22 protein-coding genes are annotated in these 21376 nt (G+C 68.9%); 17 read left to right on the top strand and 5 right to left on the bottom strand.

Annotated features, from left to right (window positions below; all coding sequences use genetic code 11):
* The first annotated feature begins 149 nt into the window (after positions 1-149).
* The 3 genes from PLC66_RS14875 to pth all read left to right on the top strand — a co-directional run bounded on the left by PLC66_RS14875 (position 150) and on the right by pth (position 2520).
* Positions 150-1100, top strand: a complete 951-nt coding sequence (locus tag PLC66_RS14875) for a ribose-phosphate pyrophosphokinase (protein ID WP_324541767.1) — start codon at positions 150-152, stop codon at positions 1098-1100.
* Positions 1101-1188: 88 nt separating this feature from the next.
* A complete protein-coding gene (locus PLC66_RS14870; RefSeq protein WP_324541765.1) occupies positions 1189-1794 on the top strand; it encodes a 50S ribosomal protein L25/general stress protein Ctc in 606 nt (201 codons plus the stop codon).
* Between the two features lie 45 nt (positions 1795-1839).
* Positions 1840-2520, top strand: coding sequence for an aminoacyl-tRNA hydrolase (gene pth, locus PLC66_RS14865; RefSeq protein WP_324541764.1), 681 nt, complete (start codon positions 1840-1842; stop codon positions 2518-2520).
* 6 nt (positions 2521-2526) lie between these two features.
* On the opposite strand, the gene PLC66_RS14860 is transcribed toward pth, so the two are convergent.
* On the bottom strand, positions 2527-3444 hold the full coding sequence (locus PLC66_RS14860) for an ATP adenylyltransferase family protein (protein ID WP_324541762.1): 918 nt from the start codon (positions 3442-3444) through the stop codon (positions 2527-2529).
* 229 nt (positions 3445-3673) lie between these two features.
* Between PLC66_RS14860 and ychF the strand changes: the two genes are divergently transcribed.
* The 4 genes from ychF to PLC66_RS14840 all read left to right on the top strand — a co-directional run bounded on the left by ychF (position 3674) and on the right by PLC66_RS14840 (position 7913).
* Complete coding sequence (gene ychF, locus PLC66_RS14855; RefSeq protein WP_324541760.1) at positions 3674-4765, top strand: redox-regulated ATPase YchF; 1092 nt, start codon at positions 3674-3676, stop codon at positions 4763-4765.
* Positions 4766-5280: 515 nt separating this feature from the next.
* The gene (locus tag PLC66_RS14850) at positions 5281-6153 is read left to right on the top strand and encodes a hypothetical protein (protein WP_324541758.1); all 873 of its coding nucleotides are present in this window, start codon (positions 5281-5283) and stop codon (positions 6151-6153) included.
* Between the two features lie 13 nt (positions 6154-6166).
* Positions 6167-6973, top strand: coding sequence for a hypothetical protein (locus PLC66_RS14845; protein ID WP_324541756.1), 807 nt, complete (start codon positions 6167-6169; stop codon positions 6971-6973).
* Between the two features lies 1 nt (position 6974).
* The gene (locus tag PLC66_RS14840; protein ID WP_324541754.1) at positions 6975-7913 is read left to right on the top strand and encodes a mechanosensitive ion channel family protein; all 939 of its coding nucleotides are present in this window, start codon (positions 6975-6977) and stop codon (positions 7911-7913) included.
* A gap of 33 nt (positions 7914-7946) precedes the next feature.
* Here the strand turns inward: PLC66_RS14840 and PLC66_RS14835 are convergent, their stop codons facing one another.
* Genes PLC66_RS14835 through PLC66_RS14825 form a run of 3 tightly spaced genes read right to left on the bottom strand, consistent with a single transcriptional unit; the run spans position 7947 to position 10731 of the window.
* Positions 7947-8843, bottom strand: a complete 897-nt coding sequence (locus tag PLC66_RS14835; protein WP_503012219.1) for a DMT family transporter — start codon at positions 8841-8843, stop codon at positions 7947-7949.
* The gene (locus PLC66_RS14830) at positions 8840-9382 is read right to left on the bottom strand and encodes a response regulator transcription factor (protein WP_324541750.1); all 543 of its coding nucleotides are present in this window, start codon (positions 9380-9382) and stop codon (positions 8840-8842) included. Before PLC66_RS14830 ends, PLC66_RS14835 begins: the two co-directional genes overlap by 4 nt.
* A complete protein-coding gene (locus PLC66_RS14825; protein ID WP_324541748.1) occupies positions 9379-10731 on the bottom strand; it encodes an ATP-binding protein in 1353 nt (450 codons plus the stop codon). Before PLC66_RS14825 ends, PLC66_RS14830 begins: the two co-directional genes overlap by 4 nt.
* 223 nt (positions 10732-10954) lie before the next feature.
* On the opposite strand from PLC66_RS14825, the gene nosZ reads away from it, so the two are divergent.
* The 10 genes from nosZ (at position 10955) to PLC66_RS14775 (ending at position 20694) form a co-directional block, all read left to right on the top strand.
* Positions 10955-12907, top strand: a complete 1953-nt coding sequence (gene nosZ, locus PLC66_RS14820; protein WP_324541746.1) for a TAT-dependent nitrous-oxide reductase — start codon at positions 10955-10957, stop codon at positions 12905-12907.
* A gap of 161 nt (positions 12908-13068) precedes the next feature.
* Positions 13069-15252, top strand: a complete 2184-nt coding sequence (locus PLC66_RS14815; RefSeq protein WP_324541744.1) for a 4Fe-4S binding protein — start codon at positions 13069-13071, stop codon at positions 15250-15252.
* Positions 15253-15270: 18 nt separating this feature from the next.
* Positions 15271-15693 carry a transcription regulator gene (locus PLC66_RS14810; protein WP_324541742.1) on the top strand — a complete coding sequence of 141 codons (423 nt, stop codon included), beginning with the start codon at positions 15271-15273 and terminating at the stop codon, positions 15691-15693.
* A 101-nt stretch (positions 15694-15794) separates the two neighbouring features.
* Entirely contained in the window at positions 15795-17090 is a 1296-nt protein-coding gene (locus PLC66_RS14805) for a nitrous oxide reductase family maturation protein NosD (RefSeq protein WP_324541740.1), read from the top strand.
* Positions 17062-18009 carry an ABC transporter ATP-binding protein gene (locus PLC66_RS14800; protein WP_324541738.1) on the top strand — a complete coding sequence of 316 codons (948 nt, stop codon included), beginning with the start codon at positions 17062-17064 and terminating at the stop codon, positions 18007-18009. The genes PLC66_RS14805 and PLC66_RS14800 overlap by 29 nt, the downstream gene beginning before the upstream one ends.
* Positions 18010-18019: 10 nt before the next feature.
* The gene (locus PLC66_RS14795) at positions 18020-18835 is read left to right on the top strand and encodes an ABC transporter permease (protein WP_324541737.1); all 816 of its coding nucleotides are present in this window, start codon (positions 18020-18022) and stop codon (positions 18833-18835) included.
* A gap of 39 nt (positions 18836-18874) precedes the next feature.
* The gene (locus PLC66_RS14790) at positions 18875-19414 is read left to right on the top strand and encodes a nitrous oxide reductase accessory protein NosL (RefSeq protein ID WP_324541736.1); all 540 of its coding nucleotides are present in this window, start codon (positions 18875-18877) and stop codon (positions 19412-19414) included.
* Positions 19415-19427: 13 nt separating this feature from the next.
* On the top strand, positions 19428-19700 hold the full coding sequence (locus tag PLC66_RS14785) for an MJ0235 family protein (protein WP_324541735.1): 273 nt from the start codon (positions 19428-19430) through the stop codon (positions 19698-19700).
* Entirely contained in the window at positions 19697-20062 is a 366-nt protein-coding gene (locus PLC66_RS14780) for a hypothetical protein (protein WP_324541733.1), read from the top strand. Before PLC66_RS14785 ends, PLC66_RS14780 begins: the two co-directional genes overlap by 4 nt.
* Positions 20059-20694 (top strand): nitrous oxide reductase accessory protein NosL, encoded by a 636-nt coding sequence (locus tag PLC66_RS14775; RefSeq protein WP_324541731.1) that lies wholly within the window; start codon positions 20059-20061, stop codon positions 20692-20694. The genes PLC66_RS14780 and PLC66_RS14775 overlap by 4 nt, the downstream gene beginning before the upstream one ends.
* Positions 20695-20818: 124 nt before the next feature.
* Here the strand turns inward: PLC66_RS14775 and PLC66_RS14770 are convergent, their stop codons facing one another.
* Positions 20819-21235, bottom strand: a complete 417-nt coding sequence (locus tag PLC66_RS14770; protein ID WP_324541729.1) for a c-type cytochrome — start codon at positions 21233-21235, stop codon at positions 20819-20821.
* Between the last annotated feature and the right edge of the window lie 141 nt (positions 21236-21376).

Below are 21376 nucleotides of genomic sequence, written 5' to 3'. Positions count from 1 at the left end.
AGGCACCGGATTTTGATTCCGGCATTCGAGGGTTCGAATCCTTCCTCCCCAGCCATACAACGACGGGCAGGCCACGAGCCTGCCCGAGTCGTTTTTGCGCGGTGACATTTATTCGCGCGTCGTTTCTTACGGCTTCGGAGTAGCTGAAAATGCCCCACGGCAGCCTGATGGTCTTCACCGGCAACGCCAACCCCAAGCTTGGCGCCGATGTGACGCGACGTCTGGGTATCTCCCTCGGTTCGGCCACCGTCGGCCGCTTCTCGGATGGCGAAGTCAACGTCGAGCTGCTCGAGAACGTGCGCGGCAAGGACGTCTTCGTGCTGCAGCCGACCTGCTCGCCGACCAACGACAACCTGATGGAACTGCTGGTGCTGGTCGACGCCTTGAAGCGCGCCTCAGCCGGCCGCATCACCGCCGCCATCCCCTACTTCGGCTACGCCCGCCAGGACCGCCGCCCGCGTTCGGCGCGCGTGCCGATCACGGCCAAGGTCGTCGCCAACATGCTGCAGGCCGTCGGCGTCCAGCGCCTGCTGACGATGGACCTGCACGCCGACCAGATCCAGGGCTTCTTCGACATCGCGGTGGACAACGTCTACGCGGCACCGGTGCTGCTCGCCGACCTCGACAAGCAGAAGTACGACGACCTGCTGGTGGTCTCGCCCGACGTCGGCGGCGTGGTGCGCGCGCGCGCCTTCGCCAAGCGCATGGAATGCGACCTGGCGATCATCGACAAGCGCCGCCCCAAGGCCAACGTGTCCGAGGTGATGAACATCATCGGCGAGGTCGAGGGCCGCACCTGCGTGATCATGGACGACATCGTCGACACCGCCGGCACGCTGTGCAAGGCGGCCGCCGCGCTCAAGGAACACGGCGCGAAGCGCGTGCTGTCCTACTGCACGCACGCCGTGCTGTCGGGCGCCGCGGTGTCGCGCATCAACGACTCGGCGCTCGACGAGCTGGTCGTCACCGACACCATCCCGCTGCGCGAGGACGCCAAGGCCAGCTCGCGCATCCGCCAGGTTTCGGTCGCCTCGCTGCTGGCCGACACCATCCTGCGCATCAGCAACGAGGAGTCGGTCTCCTCGCTGTTCATGGAATAAGGCTTTCGCCCCTGCGGCCACGTGCCGCGCGGGCTCTTACCGTCTTCGCCTGGTCGCGGGCGAGGACATTTCACTCAGGAGCAACACCATGCAAATCGAATTCAAGGCCACCAAGCGTGACGCGCAGGGTACGGGTGCGAGCCGCCGCCTGCGTCGCGCCGGCCACGTCCCGGGGATCATCTACGGCGGTGCGGGCGACGCGCTGCCGGTCACCATGGACCACAACGAGCTCTACCACCTGCTGCGCAAGGAAGCTTTCCACGCCTCCGTGCTGAGCATCGACGTCGACGGCAGCAAGGAATCCGTGGTGCTGCGCGACACCCAGTGGCACCCGTTCAAGCAGCAAGTGCTTCACATCGACTTCCAGCGTGTCGCCGCCGACCAGAAGATGCACCTGAAGGTGCCGCTGCACTTCGTCGGCGACGACGTCAGCCCGGCGGTCAAGCTCGGTGGCTGCATGATCTCGCACACCATCAACGAACTCGACGTCCAGTGCCTGCCGAAGGACCTGCCCGAGTTCATCACGGTCGACCTGTCGGCGCTGGAAGTCGGCCAGTCGGTGCATGTGTCGCAGATCACGCTGCCGGCCGGCGTCGAGCTGGTGGCCCATGGCGAAGGCGACCCGGTCGTCGCCACCGCGCTGCTGGTCAAGGGCGCGGCTGCTGAAGGCGAGGGCGAAGGCGAGGCGGCGTAAGCCCCTTCCGACGCCTGCCGCCCGGATGCCGGAGACCGACCCTCGATGAGCAACGCGCCCACGCGCCCGCCTCGTCTGATCGTCGGCCTCGGCAATCCGGGGGCCGAATACGCTGAAACCCGGCACAACGCCGGGTTTTGGTTTTGTGAGCGGCTCGCCGACCAGTTCGGCGCACGCTTCTCACACGAATCCCGCTTTCACGGCCTGGTTGCCAACGCGCGCGAGGCCGGCATGTGGCTGCTGATGCCACAGACCTACATGAACCGCTCCGGCCAGGCAGTTGGTGCGCTGGCGCGCTTCTACCGCATCGAGCCGGCCGAGATCCTCGTCGTCCATGACGAGCTCGACATCCCGCCCGGCCAGCTGCGACTGAAGTTCGGCGGCGGCCTTGGCGGCCACAACGGCCTCAAGGACACCTCCGCCCACCTCGGCACCAACGACTACTGGCGCCTGCGCATCGGCATCGGCCATCCCGGCGATCGCAACGAGGTGGTCAATTTCGTGCTGAAGCCGGCACGGCGCGAGGAGCAGCAGCTCATCGACGAGGCCATCGACAAGGCGCTCGCGGTCTGGCCGCAGATCCAGCGCGGCGAGCTCAACGCCGCCGCCACCCGACTCAACGCCCGCCCCGCGCCGCCCAGCCCCCCGAAGCCGCCGAAGCCCCGCGGGCCGGCTGCGCCGGTCGGCGACGGCGAGCCGCCCGCAGGGGACGGCTCGGGCGCCTGAGCCCGCTCAGTAGCCGACTGCCGCCAGCGCGCGCAGCGGGCCGACCGCGCGGATCGCGTCGATCTGCTCGGGATGGCGAGTGTACAGCGTGCCGCCGAAGCACACCGCGCTCATCGAGATGCCCTCGAAATGTTCCCGGCTGCGCGGAATCGCCAGCAGCCAGCCCTCGCCAACGAGCAGGTTGAAAGGCGGCAGCAGGCCATCCTCGCCCGGGCGCAGGCCAAGCTCGGCGCAGGCACGCTCGAAGCCCGCCAGCAGGCTGTCGGCCGCCGGCCCCACCGCCTCGCCCCGCCCGCAGCGCACGCGCACGAAGCAATGCCGCATCGGCAGCGCCGGATGGGTGGCCACGCCCTGCTCCGCCAGCGCGGCCGGCAGCCCCGGCGCGAACAGGCGCAGGCTGGCGTTGCCGGCGCTCTCGGGCATCCACTGCACGTGCTTGTGGCGCTGGCTCGCCCCCGCGGCCGTGCCGCCGTTATAGAGCCCGATCCCGCCCGCCTCGCCCATCAGCGCGGCGAGCGCGGCGAAGTCGGTGTGCGCCAGCGGCGTCAGCTGCTCGGCGAATTCCCGCCGCGCCAGCACCAGATGTCGCGCGCACAGCGGGAACTTGTTCAGGATCGCGACGTGCTCGGCCCCCACCGCCCCGACGGTAAGCTCGGGGTCGGGATTGAGGAAGGGATTGAAGTTCGGGTCGCGCGGACCGCCGGGGATCGCCACCGTCTTGTCGTCCCTGGCGCCCTCACCTGCCTCGGCCTTGGCCGCCGCCTTGCTCGCATCCTTGGCCGCCAGCGAGGACACCCAGCGCACGATGAAGCGCATGCCAGCGTCCTCGATCCCGACCTCCTCGGCCTGCACCGGCACCAGCGCCCCCGACGCCAGCGCTGCGGCGCTGCGGGCATCGATCGCCTCGATCCAGTTCGTGTTCATCCTCGCCTCCCTTGTTTCTGGTTTCTATTTTGCACAAATGCAGGACGGGCGATTGTAGGCCAGGCACGTGGCAAGAGCCACGCCGCTCCCGCCGCTGCCCCCTGCGCCGGCGCGCCGCCGGCCTTTGGAGCCCTGCGCCGTGACACGGTACAATCCCCGGTTTTCCACACCGGATCAAGCCCGTAGCCGCGAAGCGGCCGCGCTGCCGCCGGAACGATCAAGGATTCAAATGAGCCTGAAATGCGGAATCGTCGGCCTGCCCAACGTCGGCAAGTCGACCCTCTTCAACGCCCTCACCAAGGCCGGCATCCAGGCCGAGAACTACCCCTTCTGCACCATCGAGCCCAACGTCGGCATCGTCGAAGTGCCGGACCTGCGCCTCGCCCAGCTCGCCGAGATCGTCAAGCCGCAGAAGATCCAGCCTGCCATCGTCGAGTTCGTCGACATCGCCGGCCTGGTCGCGGGCGCCTCCAAGGGCGAAGGCCTGGGCAACCAGTTCCTCGCCAACATCCGCGAGACCGACGCCATCGTGCACGTGGTGCGCTGCTTCGCCGACGACAACGTGATCCACGTCTCCGGCAGCGTCGATCCGATCCGCGACATCGAGGTCATCGACACCGAACTCGCGCTCGCCGACATGGCCACCGTCGAGAAGGCGATCAACCGCTACAAGCGCCCCGCCGCCTCGGGTGACAAGGAGGCCAAGATCCTGGTCGCCGTCCTCGAGAAGTGCTTCGCCCAGCTCGACCAGGGCAAGCCGGTGCGCGCGCTCGAGCTCGCCAAGGAAGAATGGGCCGCACTGAAACCCTTCTGCCTGATCACCGCCAAGCCGGTGCTGTACGCCGCCAACGTCGCCGAGGACGGCTTCACCGACAACCCTCATCTGGACGCCGTACGCGCCCACGCCGCCGCCGAAGGGGCCGAGGTGGTCGCGCTGTGCGCCGCGATCGAGGCCGAGATCGCCGATCTCGAGGACGCCGACAAGAAGGAGTTCCTCGAGACCATGGGCCTGGAAGAGCCCGGCCTCGACCGCCTGATCCGCGCCGGCTACAAGCTGCTCGGGCTGCAGACCTACTTCACCGCCGGCGTCAAGGAGGTGCGCGCGTGGACCATCCACGTCGGCGACACCGCACCGCAGGCGGCCGGCGTGATCCACACCGACTTCGAGCGCGGCTTCATCCGCGCCCAGACCATCGCCTTCGACGACTTCATCCAGTTCAAGGGTGAGGCCGGCGCCAAGGAAGCGGGCAAGATGCGCGCCGAAGGCAAGGAGTACGTGGTCAAGGACGGCGACGTGCTGAACTTCCTGTTCAACGTCTGACGCACGTCGCATCAAGCCAGGCCGTGGTGTCGGTCATTCGGCCGCCCACGCGGCACGGGACACGCCGCGCGTCCTGGCCTACAATACGCGCTCAAAACAGTCACACCGATTGCCTGCCCGATGACCATGCCTGCCCATCACCGCTTCGCCCGCTGCCGCGCTCCACTGCGCGCAGGCGGCCGCGTTCGCGCGCGCAGCATGATGTCGCCGCTGCGCGATCTCGCGACCCAGCTCGCGTTCAAGGTCACAGGGTCTCCCGCCGTGCTTTCCCAGGCCGTGCGGGGCCAGTACCGGGGCTAAGCCCCACCCCCGCACGGCACCTTGCCCGGGACGCGCATGACGCGCCTCCCGATCAACGTGCAGCCGCTGCGGGCCCCTGTCCAGTCCCCCGCTCCCAGACCGCCCAGGCGGTCAGGCCCCGGTCCATCCGGGCCACCCCGGTCATCGACACCCCGTCGGCTGCCCCCCAGGATGCCGCGCCATGGCGCGGCCATGCGATGCACGAGGGTGATGCAATGGTTCTCACACGCAGTTTCGTCAGGGCGAAGCGGCCCTGCACCGACGGATTCCGCTGGTTCGTCCGCCAGTTCGGCGACGGCGGCAACTATCAGGCCATGCTCGACGAGATGGTCGCGGCCGGCCGCGTCGGCGACGCCTGCTGGCTGCTGGAACAGTTCGGCGCCACCGACGAGGTACGGGTGCTCGACGCGATCGAGGCCGAGGCGATCGTGTTTGCCGGCACGCTGGAGGTGCGCGGCAGCGTCGAGGTAGATGGCATCGTGCGCGTCGGGCGCTCACTGCATGCCGGTGCCGGCGTGCGCGCCGGCGGCGAGCTGCGCATCGGTGCCGACCTGCGGGTCGAGGGCAGCATCCGCGCCGAGGCCGGGCTGCGTGTCGGGGGCGATCTACGCGCCGGCTGGGGCGTGGATTGCGCCGGCGAGCTGCGCTGCGACGGTGAGGTGCGCACCGGCTGGGACCTGCGCTGCAGCGGCCGCGTGCGCATCGCCGGCAACGCCTTCATCGGGCTCGATCTCGAGGGCGAGGAAGGCGTGCGCTGCGCCAAGGGCCTGCAGGTGGGTGGCGACATCCGCGTGGCGCACACCCTGCGCGCCGGCCAGGGCATCGCCGCGGGCGGCTCGATCGAGGTCGGCATGCACCTGGAAGCCGGCTGGGGCATCAAGGCCGGCAGGGTGATCGGGGCCGCCGGGGCGATCCGTGCCGGCGAGAGCCTGAACGCGGGCGAGGCCATCCGCGCCGGCGCCGGTTATGGCGTGTTCGCCGGTCTCGACGTGCAGATGGAGGCCTGGGAGAGCAGCGCGCGGGTGAGCGCCCCGCAGCGCCCCGAAGGCCTGATGAGCGGCTGGTGGGCCGGTACGGCGGCGTGCTGAGGGAGGACGACCGATGAACGCAACCGCCCTTGCCCGCCGCTCGCTCGGCTACCTGCACACCCCGCCCTCGCACCGCAGCAGCTTTTCGCCGCGCTCGGCGCTGGCCTTTCCGCAGCCGCCGCCCGCGCGCGCAGCCTTGGGCGCCGTGCTGTCCCTGGCGCGGCGCCTGCACCCGCTCCGCCGCCTGCTTCAGGCGCACACCCACCCACCGCGCCTCGAGCTGCGCATCGACGTCAACCAGCCCGACGAAGACATCGAAGCCGAACTCGCCGCCCTGCACCGCCGCCTGCACACGCCGGGCGACGCCATGAACGCCTGCGCGCGCCTGCCCGCGCTGCGAGCCGGCCTGATCTTCCACCACCGCGAGGCCGACGGTGAACACTACGTGTACGTCGAAGACCCTAGCCGCGGCTGCCTGGCCGGCTACACCGTGTTCAACCGTCTGATCGAGGTCGACCGCCGCACCGATCGCCACGTGCGCTCGCCGCATTCCAAGTACGCGCCCGCCTACCAGGGTCGGGGCATCGCCAGCACCGTTTACGCCTGGGCACTCGGCCGCGGCCTGTGCCTGGTCAGCGGCGCGCGCCAATCCGAGGGCGCGCATGCCCTGTGGCGCGCGCTGGCGCGCCGCCATCCGCTGCGCTGGGTCAGCCTGCAAGCCAAACGGATGCACGACCTTGGCAGCGAGGCGCCGGCCGCCCGTGCCGCCGCGCTCGACACCCGCATGCTGCTGCTGGGCGAGGGCTGGAGCCTGCCCCAGCTGCACGCGCGCCAACTGCTGCACCCGGCCGCCGCTGTGGCCACACCGGGGAGCCGCTGAGATGAAGACGACCCCCGACGCACCGAGCCCCGTTCCCTCGTGGCTGCGCGCCGCGGCTGCACTTGCCCTGCTGCTGCTGGTCGCAGGCCTGGCCGAGCCCCTGTTCCAGCGCCTGCCCGCCGCCCATCCGCTGCAGGACTGGCGCGCTCCCGTGCGCAATGCGGCCCTCGCCCTCGCCCTGCTGGTCGGCGCCCACCTGCTGCATGCGCTGGCGAGCAGCCGGCTGTCGCAGCGCCGCAAGGGGCAGCGGCCGGTGCCCAAGGTCCTGCTCGACCTGTTCCGGGTCGTCCTCTTCGCCGTGGCCACCCTGCTCGCCCTGTCGCTGCTGCTGCGCCAGGGCCTGTCGGGCCTGCTGACCGGCTCGGGCCTGGTGCTGGCGGTGCTGGGCTTCGCCATCCGCAACGTCGTCGCGGACACCTTGTCGGGCATCGCGCTCGGCATCGAGGCGCCGTTTCGCATGGGCGACTGGGTGAGGATCGAGACCCTGGCGCAGGGGCGGGTGCAGGAGATCGGCTGGCGCACCACACGCCTGGTCACGCGCGACAGCACCTACGTGATCCTGCCCAACAGCCAGATCTCGCGCCAGCGCATCACCAACTTCAGTGCGCCGCGCAAGGAGTACCGGGACCATGTCGAGCTCACGCTGCCGGTGGACCTGCCGGTGGCCGAGGCCAGGGAGCTGATCCGCGTGGCGCTGGCCGGCGCGCAGAGCCTGGTGGACGGCAGGCCGCCCGAGGTGCAGGTGGTGCAGTACGGCCCCCAGGGCATCAGCTACCGGGTGAAGTACTGGGTACCCCAGCACGACCGCGAGCCCATGTGCCGCGACGAGGTATTCAGCCTGATCGACCTCGCCCTCCGGGAACGGGGCGTGAGCTTCGAGCGTGCGCCGGCGGCGGCGCCGTGCGCACTGCGCGGCACGATGCGGGACGAGACGCTGTGAGGCGCGATCCGGCCGCGGGCGCGTGCCGCCCCTTCAGCCCGGGCTGCGCAGCAAGTCCCTGACCCAGCGCCAGCGGCTCAGCACCAGCGCCGAGAAGATCAGCGCGCAGCCGACGAACTGCTGCGCGCTCATCGTCTCGCCGAACCACCAGGCCGCCACCAGCGCGGTCCACATCGGCTCGAGCATCAGGATCACCGCCGCGTGGCTGGCGCTGGTCAGGCTCTGGCCGTGGAGCTGGACGAAGAAGCGCAGCGTGGTGGCGAGGATGGCGCTGGCGAGCAGCCAGCCCACGACCGGCGCGGCGACCGTTTCCGGCCAGCGCTCCAGCAGCAGCGACAGCGGCAGCATCAGCACCGCGACCATCAGCACCTGCACCGCGCTCAGCGCCAGCGGCGGCACGTTGCGCACGATACGGCTGTTGAGCGTGAACAACACAGCGAACATCAGCGCGGCGCCGAGGAAGAACCACTGCCCGGGCTCGAAGCGGAAGCCCTGCTCGAGCGACAGGCAGGCAAAGCCCAGCAGCGCGAGCGGCATCGCCACCCAGGTGATGCGCGGCGGGCGCTCGCCGAACAGCAGCCAGCCGATCAGCGGCACCATGACGATGCCGAGGCTGGAGATGAAGGCGCCTTCGCCGATGTGGGTGGCGTGCTCCAGGCCGGTGATCCACAGCGCCATCGCCGCGGCGAACAGCGCGCCGACGATCAGGGCGCCCCTGAGGCCCGCGGCCGTGAGCCGGCGCAGCTGCGGCCAGGCGAAGGCGAGCAGCACGACGCCGGCAAGCAGGAAACGCAGGCTGACGAACTGCAGCGGCGCCAGCCCGGCGAGCGCTTCCTTGGAGAAGATCCAGCCGGCGGCAGCGAGCAGCGTGGTCGCCAGCAGCCACAGGTCGGCCTTCAGGGTGTGGGCGGGGGGCGTCACCGCGCTCACGCGCCGCCCGGCGGACGCGCGAGCTTGCGCTGCAGCGTGCGGCGGTGCATCTGCAGCGCACGCGCGGTGGCGGAGATGTTGCCCTCATGTTCGGCGAGCACGCGCTGGATGTGCTCCCACTCCAGGCGGTCGACCGACATCGGCGCGTCGGGCACATGGGCATCGATGACCACGTCCTCGGCGCGCAGCGCCTTGATGATGGCGTCGAGCTCGGCGGGCTTGGCCAGGTACTGGATGGCGCCCAGTTTCACCGCATCGACCGCGGTGGCGATGCTGGCGTAGCCGGTGAGCACAAGGATGCGGGCGCCGGGGCTGGCCTCGAGCAGCGGACGGATCAGCTTGAGGCCGGATTCGCCGCCGATGTTGAGGTCGAGCACGATGAACTCGGGCGCATGGTCCTGGGCCAGCTCCAGCGCCCCCTCGCTGTCGGTGGCGCCATAGGTGTCGAAGCCGCGCTGGGCGAGCGCGCGCACCAGCACGCGGTTGAACGCAGGGTCGTCATCGACGACGAGCAGCGTGGGAGCGTTGTCGGCAATCATTCGGGTGCAGCCTGGGACGGGATCATCAAGCACGCAATGGTGCCACCGCCGGGGCGCGGACGGAACGCCAGCCGCCCGCCGTGATGCTCGACCGCCGCATGCGCCAGCATCAGCCCCACGCCCATGCCCTGCGCATGGGCGCCGAGCGGCGCCCGGCGCGCCGCATCGATGCGTGCCGCGGGCAGTCCGGGGCCGCGATCGGCGACCTCGACCGTCACCATGCCGGCAGCGGCGCTCAGCCTCAATTCCACCGCGGCCACGGGCGGCACGGCGGCCGCCATCGCGCCGCCATCGGCATCGGCATCGGCATCGGCATCTGCGTTGGCGTTGGCGTTGGCGTTGGCGTTGGCGGCATTGTCGATGAGGTTGTGCAAGGCCTCGCCCAACGAGGCGTCGGCAACGATCGGCGCGCCCTCGCCGTCGATCCGCAGCGCCACACCCGGACGCAGTTGCTGCCAGCGCGCCGCCACCTGCTCGACCCAGCGGCGGGCGTCGATAGCGCCGCCGCCTTCCGCGCGCGGCTGCCCCGCCTCGCGCGTGAGGCTGTTGAGGATGTCGCGACAATGGTCGATCTGCGCGCGCATCAGCTCGATGTCCTCGCGCGCCTCGACGGCCACGTCGCCCCGGCGCGCGAGCTCGTCGGCCAGGATGCGTAGCGTGCCCAGCGGCGTGCCCAGCCGATGCGCGGCGCCGGCCGCAAGCTTGCCCAGGCCGACGACATGGGCATCGCGCGCCCGGGCGGCCTTGGCCTCGGCGAGCTCGTCCTCGCGCCGGGCGAGCTCGGCATTGAGGCGGGCGACGAACCACACCACGGTCACCGCCGATAACGCGAAGCTGAGCCACATGCCGGCCAGGTGCCAATGCATGGCCTGCTCCGCATTGGCCAGGCGGATGGGCTCGTGGTACTGCCACAGCAGCGAGTACAGGCCGATCGCCAGCCCGGCCAGCAGCCAGGCCTGCAGCGCCGGCAGGATCGAGGCGCCGATCGCCACCACCGGCAGCAGCAACGAGATGGCGGGGTTGGTCACGCCGCCGGCGTAGTACAGGAAGGCGCCCCAGGCGAGCAGGTCGATCGCCAGCTGCAGCATCGCCCCGGTGGGCCCGACCAGCCAGCGCGCCGCACCGGCGGCAAGCCCCAGGTTGACCGCGAGCAGGCCGAGCGTCACCGCCGCCAGCGGCGCCATCGCCTGTGCCGGAGCCAGCCATGGGAACACCACGAAGGCGAGCACGGCCATCGCCCCCAGCGACAGCCAGCGCAGCTTGAGCAAGCGACCGCGCTCGGTGCGCACCGCACTCAGCGTGTGCGATGCCGACTCGAGCCCGGTGCCCTCCCCGTTCCTACGCCACATCCCGGTCATCGAAAGGGCCCTTTCTTGTGCATGCGATGTATTGCCGTCTTTGCGATACATCAAGGTTCGCTGAATTTCAACTTCATAGAATGCAGCTGCGACAAAACGTCACAGGACAACTTGTCACAGGCAGGCGGTACAGCCAATCCCGGCGCGAGGGGCGCGCGGGGCCGACTGACTGATGGACGCCGGCGATCACACCTGAACACGGGAGCGAGAAATCATGGACGAAAGCAAGATGAACGCGGTCGAGGCGATGCCCGACCCCAGCCGCCGCAAATTCCTCAACACCGCTGCCTTCGCCGGCCTCGCCGGTGCCGGCCTGTCGGTCGGCCTGTCGGCCTGCAACAAGGAATCCGCACCTACCGCGGCCGCACCCGCCGCGGCCCCGGCGGCGCCGGCCGTCGCCGCCAAGGCGGCCTACAACGACCCGCACCTGAAGCCGGGCGAGCTCGATACCTACTATGGCTTCTGGTCCGGCGGCCACACCGGCGATTTCCGCGTGCTCGGCCTGCCCTCCGGTCGCGAACTGCACCGTGTGCCCTGCTTCGTGCCCGATGCGCTGGTGGGCTGGGGGCACACCAACGAGTCCAAGAAAGTCATGGGCACCAAGGCCGATGGCAGCCTGAGGTACACCGTCGGCGACACCCACCACACCCATGCGTCCTACAAGGACGGCAACTACGACGGTCGCTACGCCTGGATCAACGACAAGATCAACAGCCGCATCGCGCGTATCCGCCTCGACTACTTCGTCTGCGACAAGATCACCGAATTGCCCAACGTGCAGGGCTTCCACGGCATCTTCCCGGACAAGCGCGACCCGGTCGACCCGGCGATCAACTACACCACCCGCGTGTTCTGCGGCGCCGAGTTCCACATCCCGCTGCCCAATGACGGCCGCGACCTCGACAGCCCGGAGAACTACCGCACGCTGTTCTCCTGCGTCGACGCCGAGACCATGGACGTGCGCTGGCAGGTGGTCATCGACGGTAACTGCGACCTGTGCGCGACCTCCTACGACGGCAAGCTCGCCGCGGTCAACCAGTACAACACCGAGGGCGGTGCGCGCTTCGAGGACATGATGTCGGCCGAGCGCGACGCCTGCCTGTTCTTCAACATCGCCCGCATCGAGCAGGCGGTGAAGGACGGCAAGTACACCACCTATGGCAATTCCCGCGTGCCGGTGGTCGATGGCACCAAGGCCGCCAACACCGACCCGACGACCTCGCTGGTGTGCTACGTGACCGTGCCGAAGAACCCGCACGGCGTGAACGCCAGCCCGGACGGCAAGTACTTCATCTGCGCCGGCAAGCTGTCGCCGACCGCCACCGTCATCGAGCTCAGCAAGGTGCTCGAATGGTTCGACGGCAAGCTCGACGATGCAGACAAGACCATCGTGGCCGAAGTCGAACTCGGCCTCGGCCCCCTGCACACCGCCTTCGACGGCCGCGGCAACGCCTACACCACGCTCTTTCTCGACAGCCAGATCGTGAAGTGGAACGTGGATGCGGCGATCAAGTTCCACGGCGGCGATCAGAGCGCGCAGTACGTGGTCGACCGCCTGGACGTGCATTACCAGCCCGGCCACATCAACGCCTCGCAATCCGAGACCATGTTCGCCGACGGCAAGTGGCTGTGCGTGGGCTGCAAGTTCTCGAAGGACCGCTTCCTGCCGGTCGGCCCGCTGCACGCCGAGACCGAGCAGCTGGTCGACATCTCGGGCGAGAAGATGGTGCTGGTCGCCGACCACCCGGTGCGTCCCGAGCCGCACGACTTCATCATCTTCAAGCGCGAGCTGCTGCAGCCCAAGCAGGTCTATGACCTCAACGAGTTCCCGCTCGCGGTCAAGGATCCGAAGGAAGCGGGCGTGTTCCGCGACGGCAACAAGGTCACGGTCAAGATCACCTCGCTGGCGCCGGCCTTCGAGCCGCGCGAGTTCAGACTGCGCGTGGGCGACGAGGTGACGATCATCCTCACCAACCTCGACAAGATCGAAGACCTGACGCACGGCTTCGCGATTCCGAAGTACAACGTCAACTTCATCGTCAACCCGCAGGAAACCGCCTCGGTGACCTTCACCGCCGACAAGCCGGGCGTGTTCTGGTGCTACTGCACCCACTTCTGCCACGCGCTGCACCTCGAGATGCGCTCGCGCATGATCGTCGAAGCCTAAGCAGGAAACGTTGCCAGGCTGGACCGGACAAGGGGCGCAAGCCCCTTGTCGTCTTTTGGTCGAGCGATATCAGGTCCCGCTGAATCAGAAATTGATGATAAACAAGGCGACACGCAGGGGCACTGACTAGACTGCCTGCCAGCATTCAACCGGAGCGCACCATGAAGCCGTTCTCCGCCCTGCGCAGCGTCGCCATCGGCGCCCTGCTCGCAGCCCTCACCCTGCTGGGCGCCGTGCCAGCGGTCGCGCAGACCGCGTACGAAGCCCCGCTGCCCGCCCAGATCAACACCGACCCGGACCTGTGCGCCCACGTCGCCTGTACCGAGGTGCTGCCGGGCGCGACCCGTTTCTCGCACCGGATGGGAAAACCGACCTATGTCGAGGGCTACCGCGACGAGGGCGGCGAACGCAAGCTGGTGGGCTACGTCTTCCTGTCCACCGACATCGTCGACATCCCCGCCTACTCCGGCAAGCCGGTGATCACCCTGATCGGCATGGATACCGCCGGCATCATCACCGGCACCAAGATCCTGCGCCATAGCGAACCAATCCTGCTGCTCGGCATCCCCGAGAGCGTGCTGACGAAGTTCGTCAACCAGTACCTGGGCAAGTTCGTCGGCGACAAGATCGAGATCGGCAAGGCACGCAACGAGGAAGGCTACATCGGCCTCGATGCGATCACCGGCGCCACGGTCACGGTGATTGCGCAGAACCAGGTGGTGATGCGCTCGGGCGTGGCGATCGCGCGCCAGGTCGGCATCCTCAAGGTCGAGCCGCGGCCCGCGATCCGCTTCGCCGCGGTCGATGAGCGCCCGAGCTGGGACCAGCTCGTCAAGAACGGCAGCGTACGCCGGCTCACCGTGAAGCCCGAGCAGCTGGGCATGCCGCGCGCTGCCGAAGCCTATGTCGACATGTTCTTCGGCTACCTCAACACTCCCTCGGTGGGCAAAAGCGTGCTCGGCGAAGGTGGCTACAACAGCCTGATGTCGCGCCTCAAGGACAACGAACACGCGATCTTCATCATTTCCAACGGCAGCGACTCGTTCAAGGGCTCGGGCTTCGTGCGCGGCGGCATCTACGACCGCATACAGGTCGCGCAGGAGATGGACGCCTACACCTTCCGCGACCTCGACTACCTGAACCTGTGGGGCGTCCAGGCGGAGGGCGCGCCGGCCTACAAGGAATCGGCGATCTTCATCATCCGCGACCCGGGCTTTGCCGCGGCCTATCCATGGAACCTGGTCTTCCTCGGCAACAAGCTCGACCGCAACACCGGCCACCGCGACTTCGTCAGCTTCGACAGCGAGTACTGGGTGCCGGCCAAGTACATGGAAGGCGGCCGCCCCAAGGTGGTCAAGCCGGACGCGCCCTGGGTGCGGGTGTGGAAGATGCGCGCGGTCGAGATCGTGCTGTTCTCGGTGCTGCTGGTGGGGGTCGCCACCGTGTATGCGATGCGCGACCGCCTGACGCGCATGGCCTCGCGCAAGAACAAGTGGCCGATCGACGCCTTCAAGTACGCCGCCTGGCTGGTGAGCATCTTCTTCGTCGGCTTCTACCTGCTCGCACAGCCCTCGATCACCCAGGTGCTGACCTGGTTCCATGCGCTGCTGTTCCAGTGGAAGTGGGAGCTGTTCCTGACCGACCCCTTCATCTTCCTGTTCTGGATCTTCATCATCGTCACCGTGTTCCTGTGGGGGCGCGGCCTGTTCTGCGGCTGGCTGTGCCCCTTCGGCTCGCTGTCCGAGCTGCTCTACAAGATCGGCGGCAAGCTGGGCCTCAAGCGCTTCCAGTTCATGCTGCCGATGAAGTGGCACAACCGCCTGAAGTGGGTGAAGTACTGGGTCTTCTTCGGCCTGCTGGCGGTGTCGGTGCTGTCGATGGGGCTGGCCGAGAAGCTGGCCGAGGTCGAGCCCTTCAAGACCACCTTCCTCGTCGGCCTGTTCAATCGCAGCTGGCCCTACACCCTGTTCGCCGCCGGCCTGCTCGGCCTGTCGATCTTCACCGAGCGCCCGTTCTGCAAGTACCTGTGCCCGCTCGGCGCCGCGCTGGCGATGCCGACGACCTTCCGCTGGTTCGGCCTCAAGCGCAAGCAGGAATGCGACTCGTGCAAGGCCTGCGCGGTAGGCTGCGGCTCGCTGGCGATCGACGACAAGGGCCGCATCGACCATCGTGAATGCATGCTGTGCCTGGACTGCATGGTCATGTACACCGACGACCACGCCTGCCCGCCGCTGGCGCAGGAGCGCAAGCGGCGCACCAAGGCCGGGCTGACCCTGACGCCGATCGGCGCCGACGGTTACTTCATCCCGATCAAGCCGGTGGCCGGCGCCACCCGCAAAGCCTGAGAGCAGGAGGACAAGACCATGGTCGATCCACGCATCCTGACCGAAGCGGTCACCCCCCCCTACGCGGACAAGGGCGCCGTGCGCCTGGTGGCCGAGCTCTGGGACCATCTGTGGCCCTGGAGCCGGCGTGGCTTCGAGCGCCAGCGCCTGATCCAGGCCGCCGGCCTGGCACTGGCGATCGCCGCCAGCCTGGCCTGGGTGCTGGCGGCGCTGGGCAGCCTGACGCCAGGCGCCATCATCGGCTGGTGGTTCGGCTGGAGCGTGTTCGAGGTCATCGTGCGACTGGGTTCCAAACCCTACGTGAAGGACGGGCCGTGGTGGGGGCGCTGCTACCGCAAGGCGAGCCTGATGGACATGGTGTGCTATGTCGGCTTCAAGAACCTGCTGATCGGCGCCACCTTGTTCATTGCCCTGAAGAGCCTGGGTCTGCTCGTCCTCTGATTCGGGCGTCATCGACGGGGGCGGGCGCGGCTTCACCCAGATCAAGGCAGCGTGCGACACTTCGCCGCACACTGCTGTCCGTACCCCACCCGAACCGATCGATGCTCCTGCCTGCACTCCGCCGCCGTCTGCCCCGTCTTGCCGCCGCCCTCGCCGTGCTGGCCGCCTGCACGCTGCCGGTGAGCGCGGCGACCTGGCGGGTCCAGGCCGGCGAATCGATCCAGGCCGCGATCGAGCGCGCCGCCCCCGGCGATGTCATCGAGGTCGAGCGCGCACGCTACGTCGAGAACCTGCGCATCGACAAGCCGCTGACGCTGCGTGGCATCGAGCGCCCCACGATTTCGGGCGGACTGCGCGGCGACACCATCCGCGTCAGCGCCACCGACGTCACGATCGAGGGCCTGATCGTGTCGGACTCGGGCGACAGCCTGCGCGAGCAGAACGCCGGCATCTACCTCGTTCCCGGCTCGGACCGCGCGGTGGTGCGCAACTGCGACATCACCTACAGCCTGTTCGGGCTGTGGATCGAGAAGGCCAACGACGTCCTCATCGAGGGCAACCTGATCACCGGCAAGCGCGAATACGCCTCGTCGCAGCGCGGCAACGGCATCCAGCTCTACAACACCCACCGCGCGCAGATCATCGGCAACAACATCAGCTTCGTGCGTGACGCGCTCTATGTCGACGTCTCGCATGACGCCGTGTTCCGCGACAACAAGCTGCACCACAGCCGCTACGGCACGCACTACATGAATGCCTACGACAACCTGTGGGAGAACAACGACACCTGGATGAATCGCGGCGGCCTGGCGCTGATGGAAGTCCGGCGGCTCACCGTGCGCAACAACCGCGCCTGGGCCAACTCCGACCACGGCATCATGCTGCGCACCATCCAGGACTCGCTGATCGAGAACAACGTGGTCGCCGGCAACCAGCGCGGCTTCTTCATCTACGACGCTGAATACAACACCCTGCGCGGCAACACCGTGGTCGACAACGTGGTCGGGGTGCACCTGTGGGCGGGCTCCAAGAACAACGTCGTCGAGCGCAACGACTTCATCTTCAACCGCGAGCAGGTGCGCTATGTCGGCGCCCGCGACTTGGTCTGGGGCGAGAAAGAAGGCAATCACTGGGGCAACTACCTGGGCTGGGACCGCGACGGCGACGGCATCGGCGACGTGCCCTACGAGGCCAACGACCTCGTCGACCGCCTGACCTGGCGCCATCCGATGATGAAGCTGCTGCTCGGCAGCCCGGCGATCCAGACCCTGCGCGTGGTCGCCCAGCAGTTCCCGCTGCTGCGGGCGCAGAGCATCGTCGATCCGAATCCGCGGATGGCGCCGAACAACCCTGACTGGAGCCAATGGCGTGGCAGACACTTCCCGCGCGCACAATGAGGCCGGCGCCGCGGTGATCGTCGCCCGCGGCGTGCGCAAGCACTTCGGCGCGATTCACGCGGTCGACGGCGTCGACCTCGACATCCGGGGCGGCGAGCTGTTCGGCCTGATCGGCCACAACGGCGCCGGCAAGAGCACGCTGTTCAAGATGATGCTCGGCCTGATCCCGATCAGTGCCGGCGAGATCCGCATCGATGGCGCGCCGGTCGGCACCGGCGGCGGCAGCTTTCGCGCCGTGCGGCGCAAGATCGGCTACCTGCCGGAGAACGTCGTGCTCTACGACAACCTCACCGGGCTCGAGACGCTGGACTTCTTCGCCCGCCTGAAGGGCGTGGCGCCGGCCGACAACCCGCGCGTGCTCGAGCGCGTCGGCCTCACTCACGCTGCCCGCCGGCGTGTCCGCGAATACTCCAAGGGCATGCGCCAGCGCCTGGGCTTTGCACAGGCGCTGCTGGGCAAGCCGCGCATCCTGTTCCTCGACGAACCGACCAACGGCCTCGACCCCGAAGCGATCCGCGGCTTCTACGCCATCCTGCGCCAGCTGCGCAGCGAAGGCGTGACCACCGTCATCACCTCGCACATCCTGGCCGAGATCCAGGAACGCGTGGACCGGCTGGCGATCATGGCCGCCGGCAAGGTGCAGGCGCTCGGCACGGTCGCCGGCCTGCGCGAGCAGATGAATCTGCCGCTGTGGTTCGACGTGCGCGTCGCCCCGGCCGACTTCGAGGCCGTGCGTAACGTGCTCGGCCACCTACCGGTGGGTGCCATTGAGGCGCGCGACGGCCACGTCGCCGTGCAGTGCGCCCGCGACTCCAAGATGGCCGTCATTGCCGCGCTCGCCAGCCTGAACGGCAAGGTGCTCGACCTCACCGTGCGCGAACCCTCGCTCGAAGACGTGTTCTTCGGCTTTTCCGACTGAGAGGCAGGCCATGGAGTTCTCGCAGATCGCCACCATCGCCGGCAAGGAGTTCTGGGACCGCATCCGCAACCGCTGGGTGCTGGCGGTGGCGCTGGTATTCACCGTGTTCGCGCTGTCGATCGCCTACTTCGGCTCGGCCCAGCAGGGCGCAGTGGGCTTTCGCTCGATCGAGGTCACCATCGCCAGCCTGGTGAGCCTGGTCATCTACCTCATCCCGCTGATCGCGCTGGTGCTCGGTTTCGATGCCATCGTCGGCGAGCGCGAGCGCGGTTCGCTCGACCTGCTGCTGTCGATGCCCATCACCCGCCTCGAGCTGCTGCTCGGCAAGTACCTTGGCCTGGCGGGGGCGCTCACCTTTTCCACCATCGCCGGTTTCGGCCTGGTCGGCGTCGTGCTGTCGGCCCAGCTCGACGTCAGCGCGCTGTTCCATTACTTCGGCTTCATGCTCAGCTCGGTGCTGCTGGGCTGCGCCTTCCTCAGCCTGGCGGTGATGCTGTCGGTGCTCGCCGGCGACCGCACCCGCGCCTCCGGGCTGGCGATCGCGATGTGGTTCTTCTTCGTGCTGATCTTCGACCTGCTGGTGCTGGGCGTGCTGGTGGTGACCGGCGGCCAGTGGGGGGGCGAGGCGCTGCCCTACGTGCTGCTGCTCAACCCGGCCGACGTGTTCCGCATCCTCAACATCTTCACGCTGGAGGAGGTCCGCACGCTGTACGGCCTGGCCACCGTGTTCCCGCCCGTCCTGGCCCAGCCCTGGCTGCTGGGCCTGGTGATGGCGGCCTGGATTGCGGTCCCGCTGGCGATCGCGGCGTGGCGTTTCCGGCGCTGAAGCCGCGCATCATGCAATGAACGAATGGAGCGATTTCCCATGTGCACACACCATGCCTGCCACAGCCGGCGCCGCTTCCTGATCGGCGCCGCGGCCGCCGGCCTGCTCGCCGCCTGCGGCAGCGGCAGCGAGGGCGGCGGCGCCCTCGTCCCGCTCGAGATCGATCGCAGCACGAGCTGCGCGCTCGACGGCATGATCCTCGCCGACTACCCCGGCCCCAAGGTGCAGATGCATTACGCCGGGCGCACCGAGCCGGACTGGTTCTGCGACACCATCGAGATGTTCAGCATCCACCTGAACCCCGAGCAGGCGCGCGTGGTGCGCGCAATCTACGTGCAGGACATGGGCAAGGCCGACTGGGACAACCCGCAAGGCCACTGGATCGACGCCAGGACCGCCTTCTACGTCTTCGGCTCGAGCCGGCTGGGGGGCATGGGCCCGACGGCCGCCTCCTTCTCCAGCGAAGCCGACGCGCGCGCCTTTGCCGAGCAGTACGGCGGCCGGGTGCTGCGCTTCAACGAGGTCACCGCAGACATGGTGGTGCTCGACGGTGGCGCCCTCCACGACCAACGCATGTAATCGAGACGACGACATGGACCCGCTCTACGACGCCCTGCCCCCGGACGATGCCGAACAGGTGCAACGATTCAGCCGGCTGATGTACGAAAGCCGCGAGCATCGTCGCACCGTGCTCGAGGCCTTCGGCGCCAACAGCCCTGAAGCGCTTCTTGCGCGCATCAAGGCCGCCGAAGTGGCCGAGCACCCCGCCTACGAGCACTACCTGGCCGCGCGCATCCTGGGTGACACGCACGAGATCGCCCGCACCGAGGTCGCCCGCATCCTGCAGGAGGTCAACGCACGATGAGCCTGCACCCGCAACTGGCCGCCACCCTGGCCGCGGAACGTGCCGCCAGCCTCGCCGCCGCGCCGTGCCTGACGCAGGACGCGCTGACGTTCACGCTCACCAACGGCACCGAGCTGACCATCCGTTACGCGGCCGAGGACGCCTATTCCCTGCGCTGGCGCTGCGCGGATGGGACGGAGCTCGGCATCGACACCGCCCCGCTCCACGCCGGGCTGGCGAGCGCACCGAATCACCTGCATCGGGCCGACGGCACGGTCGTGGCCGACCCGCTCACCCGTATCGACGACACCCCGGAGAACAATCTGCTGCGTCTGGTCGATGCGCTGATGCTGGATCCGCTGCTGTCGGGCCGCGCCGCATGATCATGGTCGACGGTCGGCGACGCGCGCTGCTGGCCGGTGGTGCCATGCTCGCCGCCGGCCTCGCCGGCGTGCTGTTGTGGCAGCACGGCGCGCGCCCGACCGTCGCCTTCGAGCCCCCCCACGAGGACATCTGCATCGTGCCGCCGGCGCGCGTGGCTGCGCCCCACCCCTATGACCCGGCCTCCGGGCTGGCGATGCACGACGCCCGTCCGGTTCCCGCCGATGCGCGCTGTGCGGTGTGCGGCATGTACCCGGCGCGCTTCCCGCGGTGGGCGGCGCAGATCATCTTCGACGATGGCGCGGCGCACTTCTTCGATTCACCGGTCGACCTCTTCCTGTTCCTTGCCGAGCCCGCGCGCTTCGACGCCACCCACCGCGCCGACGACGCCGCCGCGCTGTATGTCGCCGACTTCCGCAGCGGGCGCTGGCTCGACGCCCGCGAGGCGGTGTTCGTCATCGACGCCGGCATCCGTGGCCCGATGCGCGGCCCCGACCTGCCCGCCTTCGCCGACATCGCCGCAGCCGAGGCCTTCATCGCCGAACAGGGTGGCCGCAGGCTGCGCTTCGGCGACATCGAGCCTGCCACCGTTGCCGGCCTGCGCGACGCGAACCACCGCCACCACACCCACTGAGCCTGCGGGCGTGCCCCTGTGCTTGCCCGTTGGGCTCGCCCTGGCCACGTGAACGCAGATGGGGCCCGCGCGGGCCCCATCTGCCAGGCAGGCGGTGTCCCGCCCGCCGCGCTCGCGATCAGCCTTACTTCGACAGCGCGACCATGTGGTCGACCGCGGCCTTCACCTCGTCATCGGTCAGCGAAGCGCCGCCGCCGCGCGCCGGCATCATGCCCTTGGCGCCGGTGTAGCCCTCGATGGCGTGCTTGTACAGGATCTCCTCGCCCTGGGCGATGCGCGGGGCCCAGTCCTCCTTGTCGCCCGGCTTCGGTGCGCCGGCCACGCCGGCCGCGTGGCACAGCGCGCAGGTCTTCTTGTAGATGCTCTCGCCGACGGCATTGGCCGGCGCCGCGGGCGCGGCCGGCGCAGGGGCCGGAGCGGCGGCGACCGGGGCCGGCGCGGGTGCGGCGGCCGGCGCTGCCGGGGTCCCCGAGTCGGAACCGCCACAGGCGGCGAGCAGGACGGATGCGGCAGCTGCAAGAATGAAGGGGAACTTGCTCATGGGTTTTCTCCGTTTCGTCGTGATCAGTCGCAGCAGGCAGGCTGCGAATGATGGGCACACTAGCGACAAAGGCGGCGCATTGGATTGATGGCCATCAAATTGCGCAAGACGCACGCCCTGCCTGTCCTCGCCCTGCGCACG

The sequence above is a fragment of the Thauera sp. genome, assembly GCF_035444905.1.
GTDB lineage: Bacteria > Pseudomonadota > Gammaproteobacteria > Burkholderiales > Rhodocyclaceae > Thauera.
This window is presented reverse-complemented; position numbering and strand designations above follow the sequence as displayed.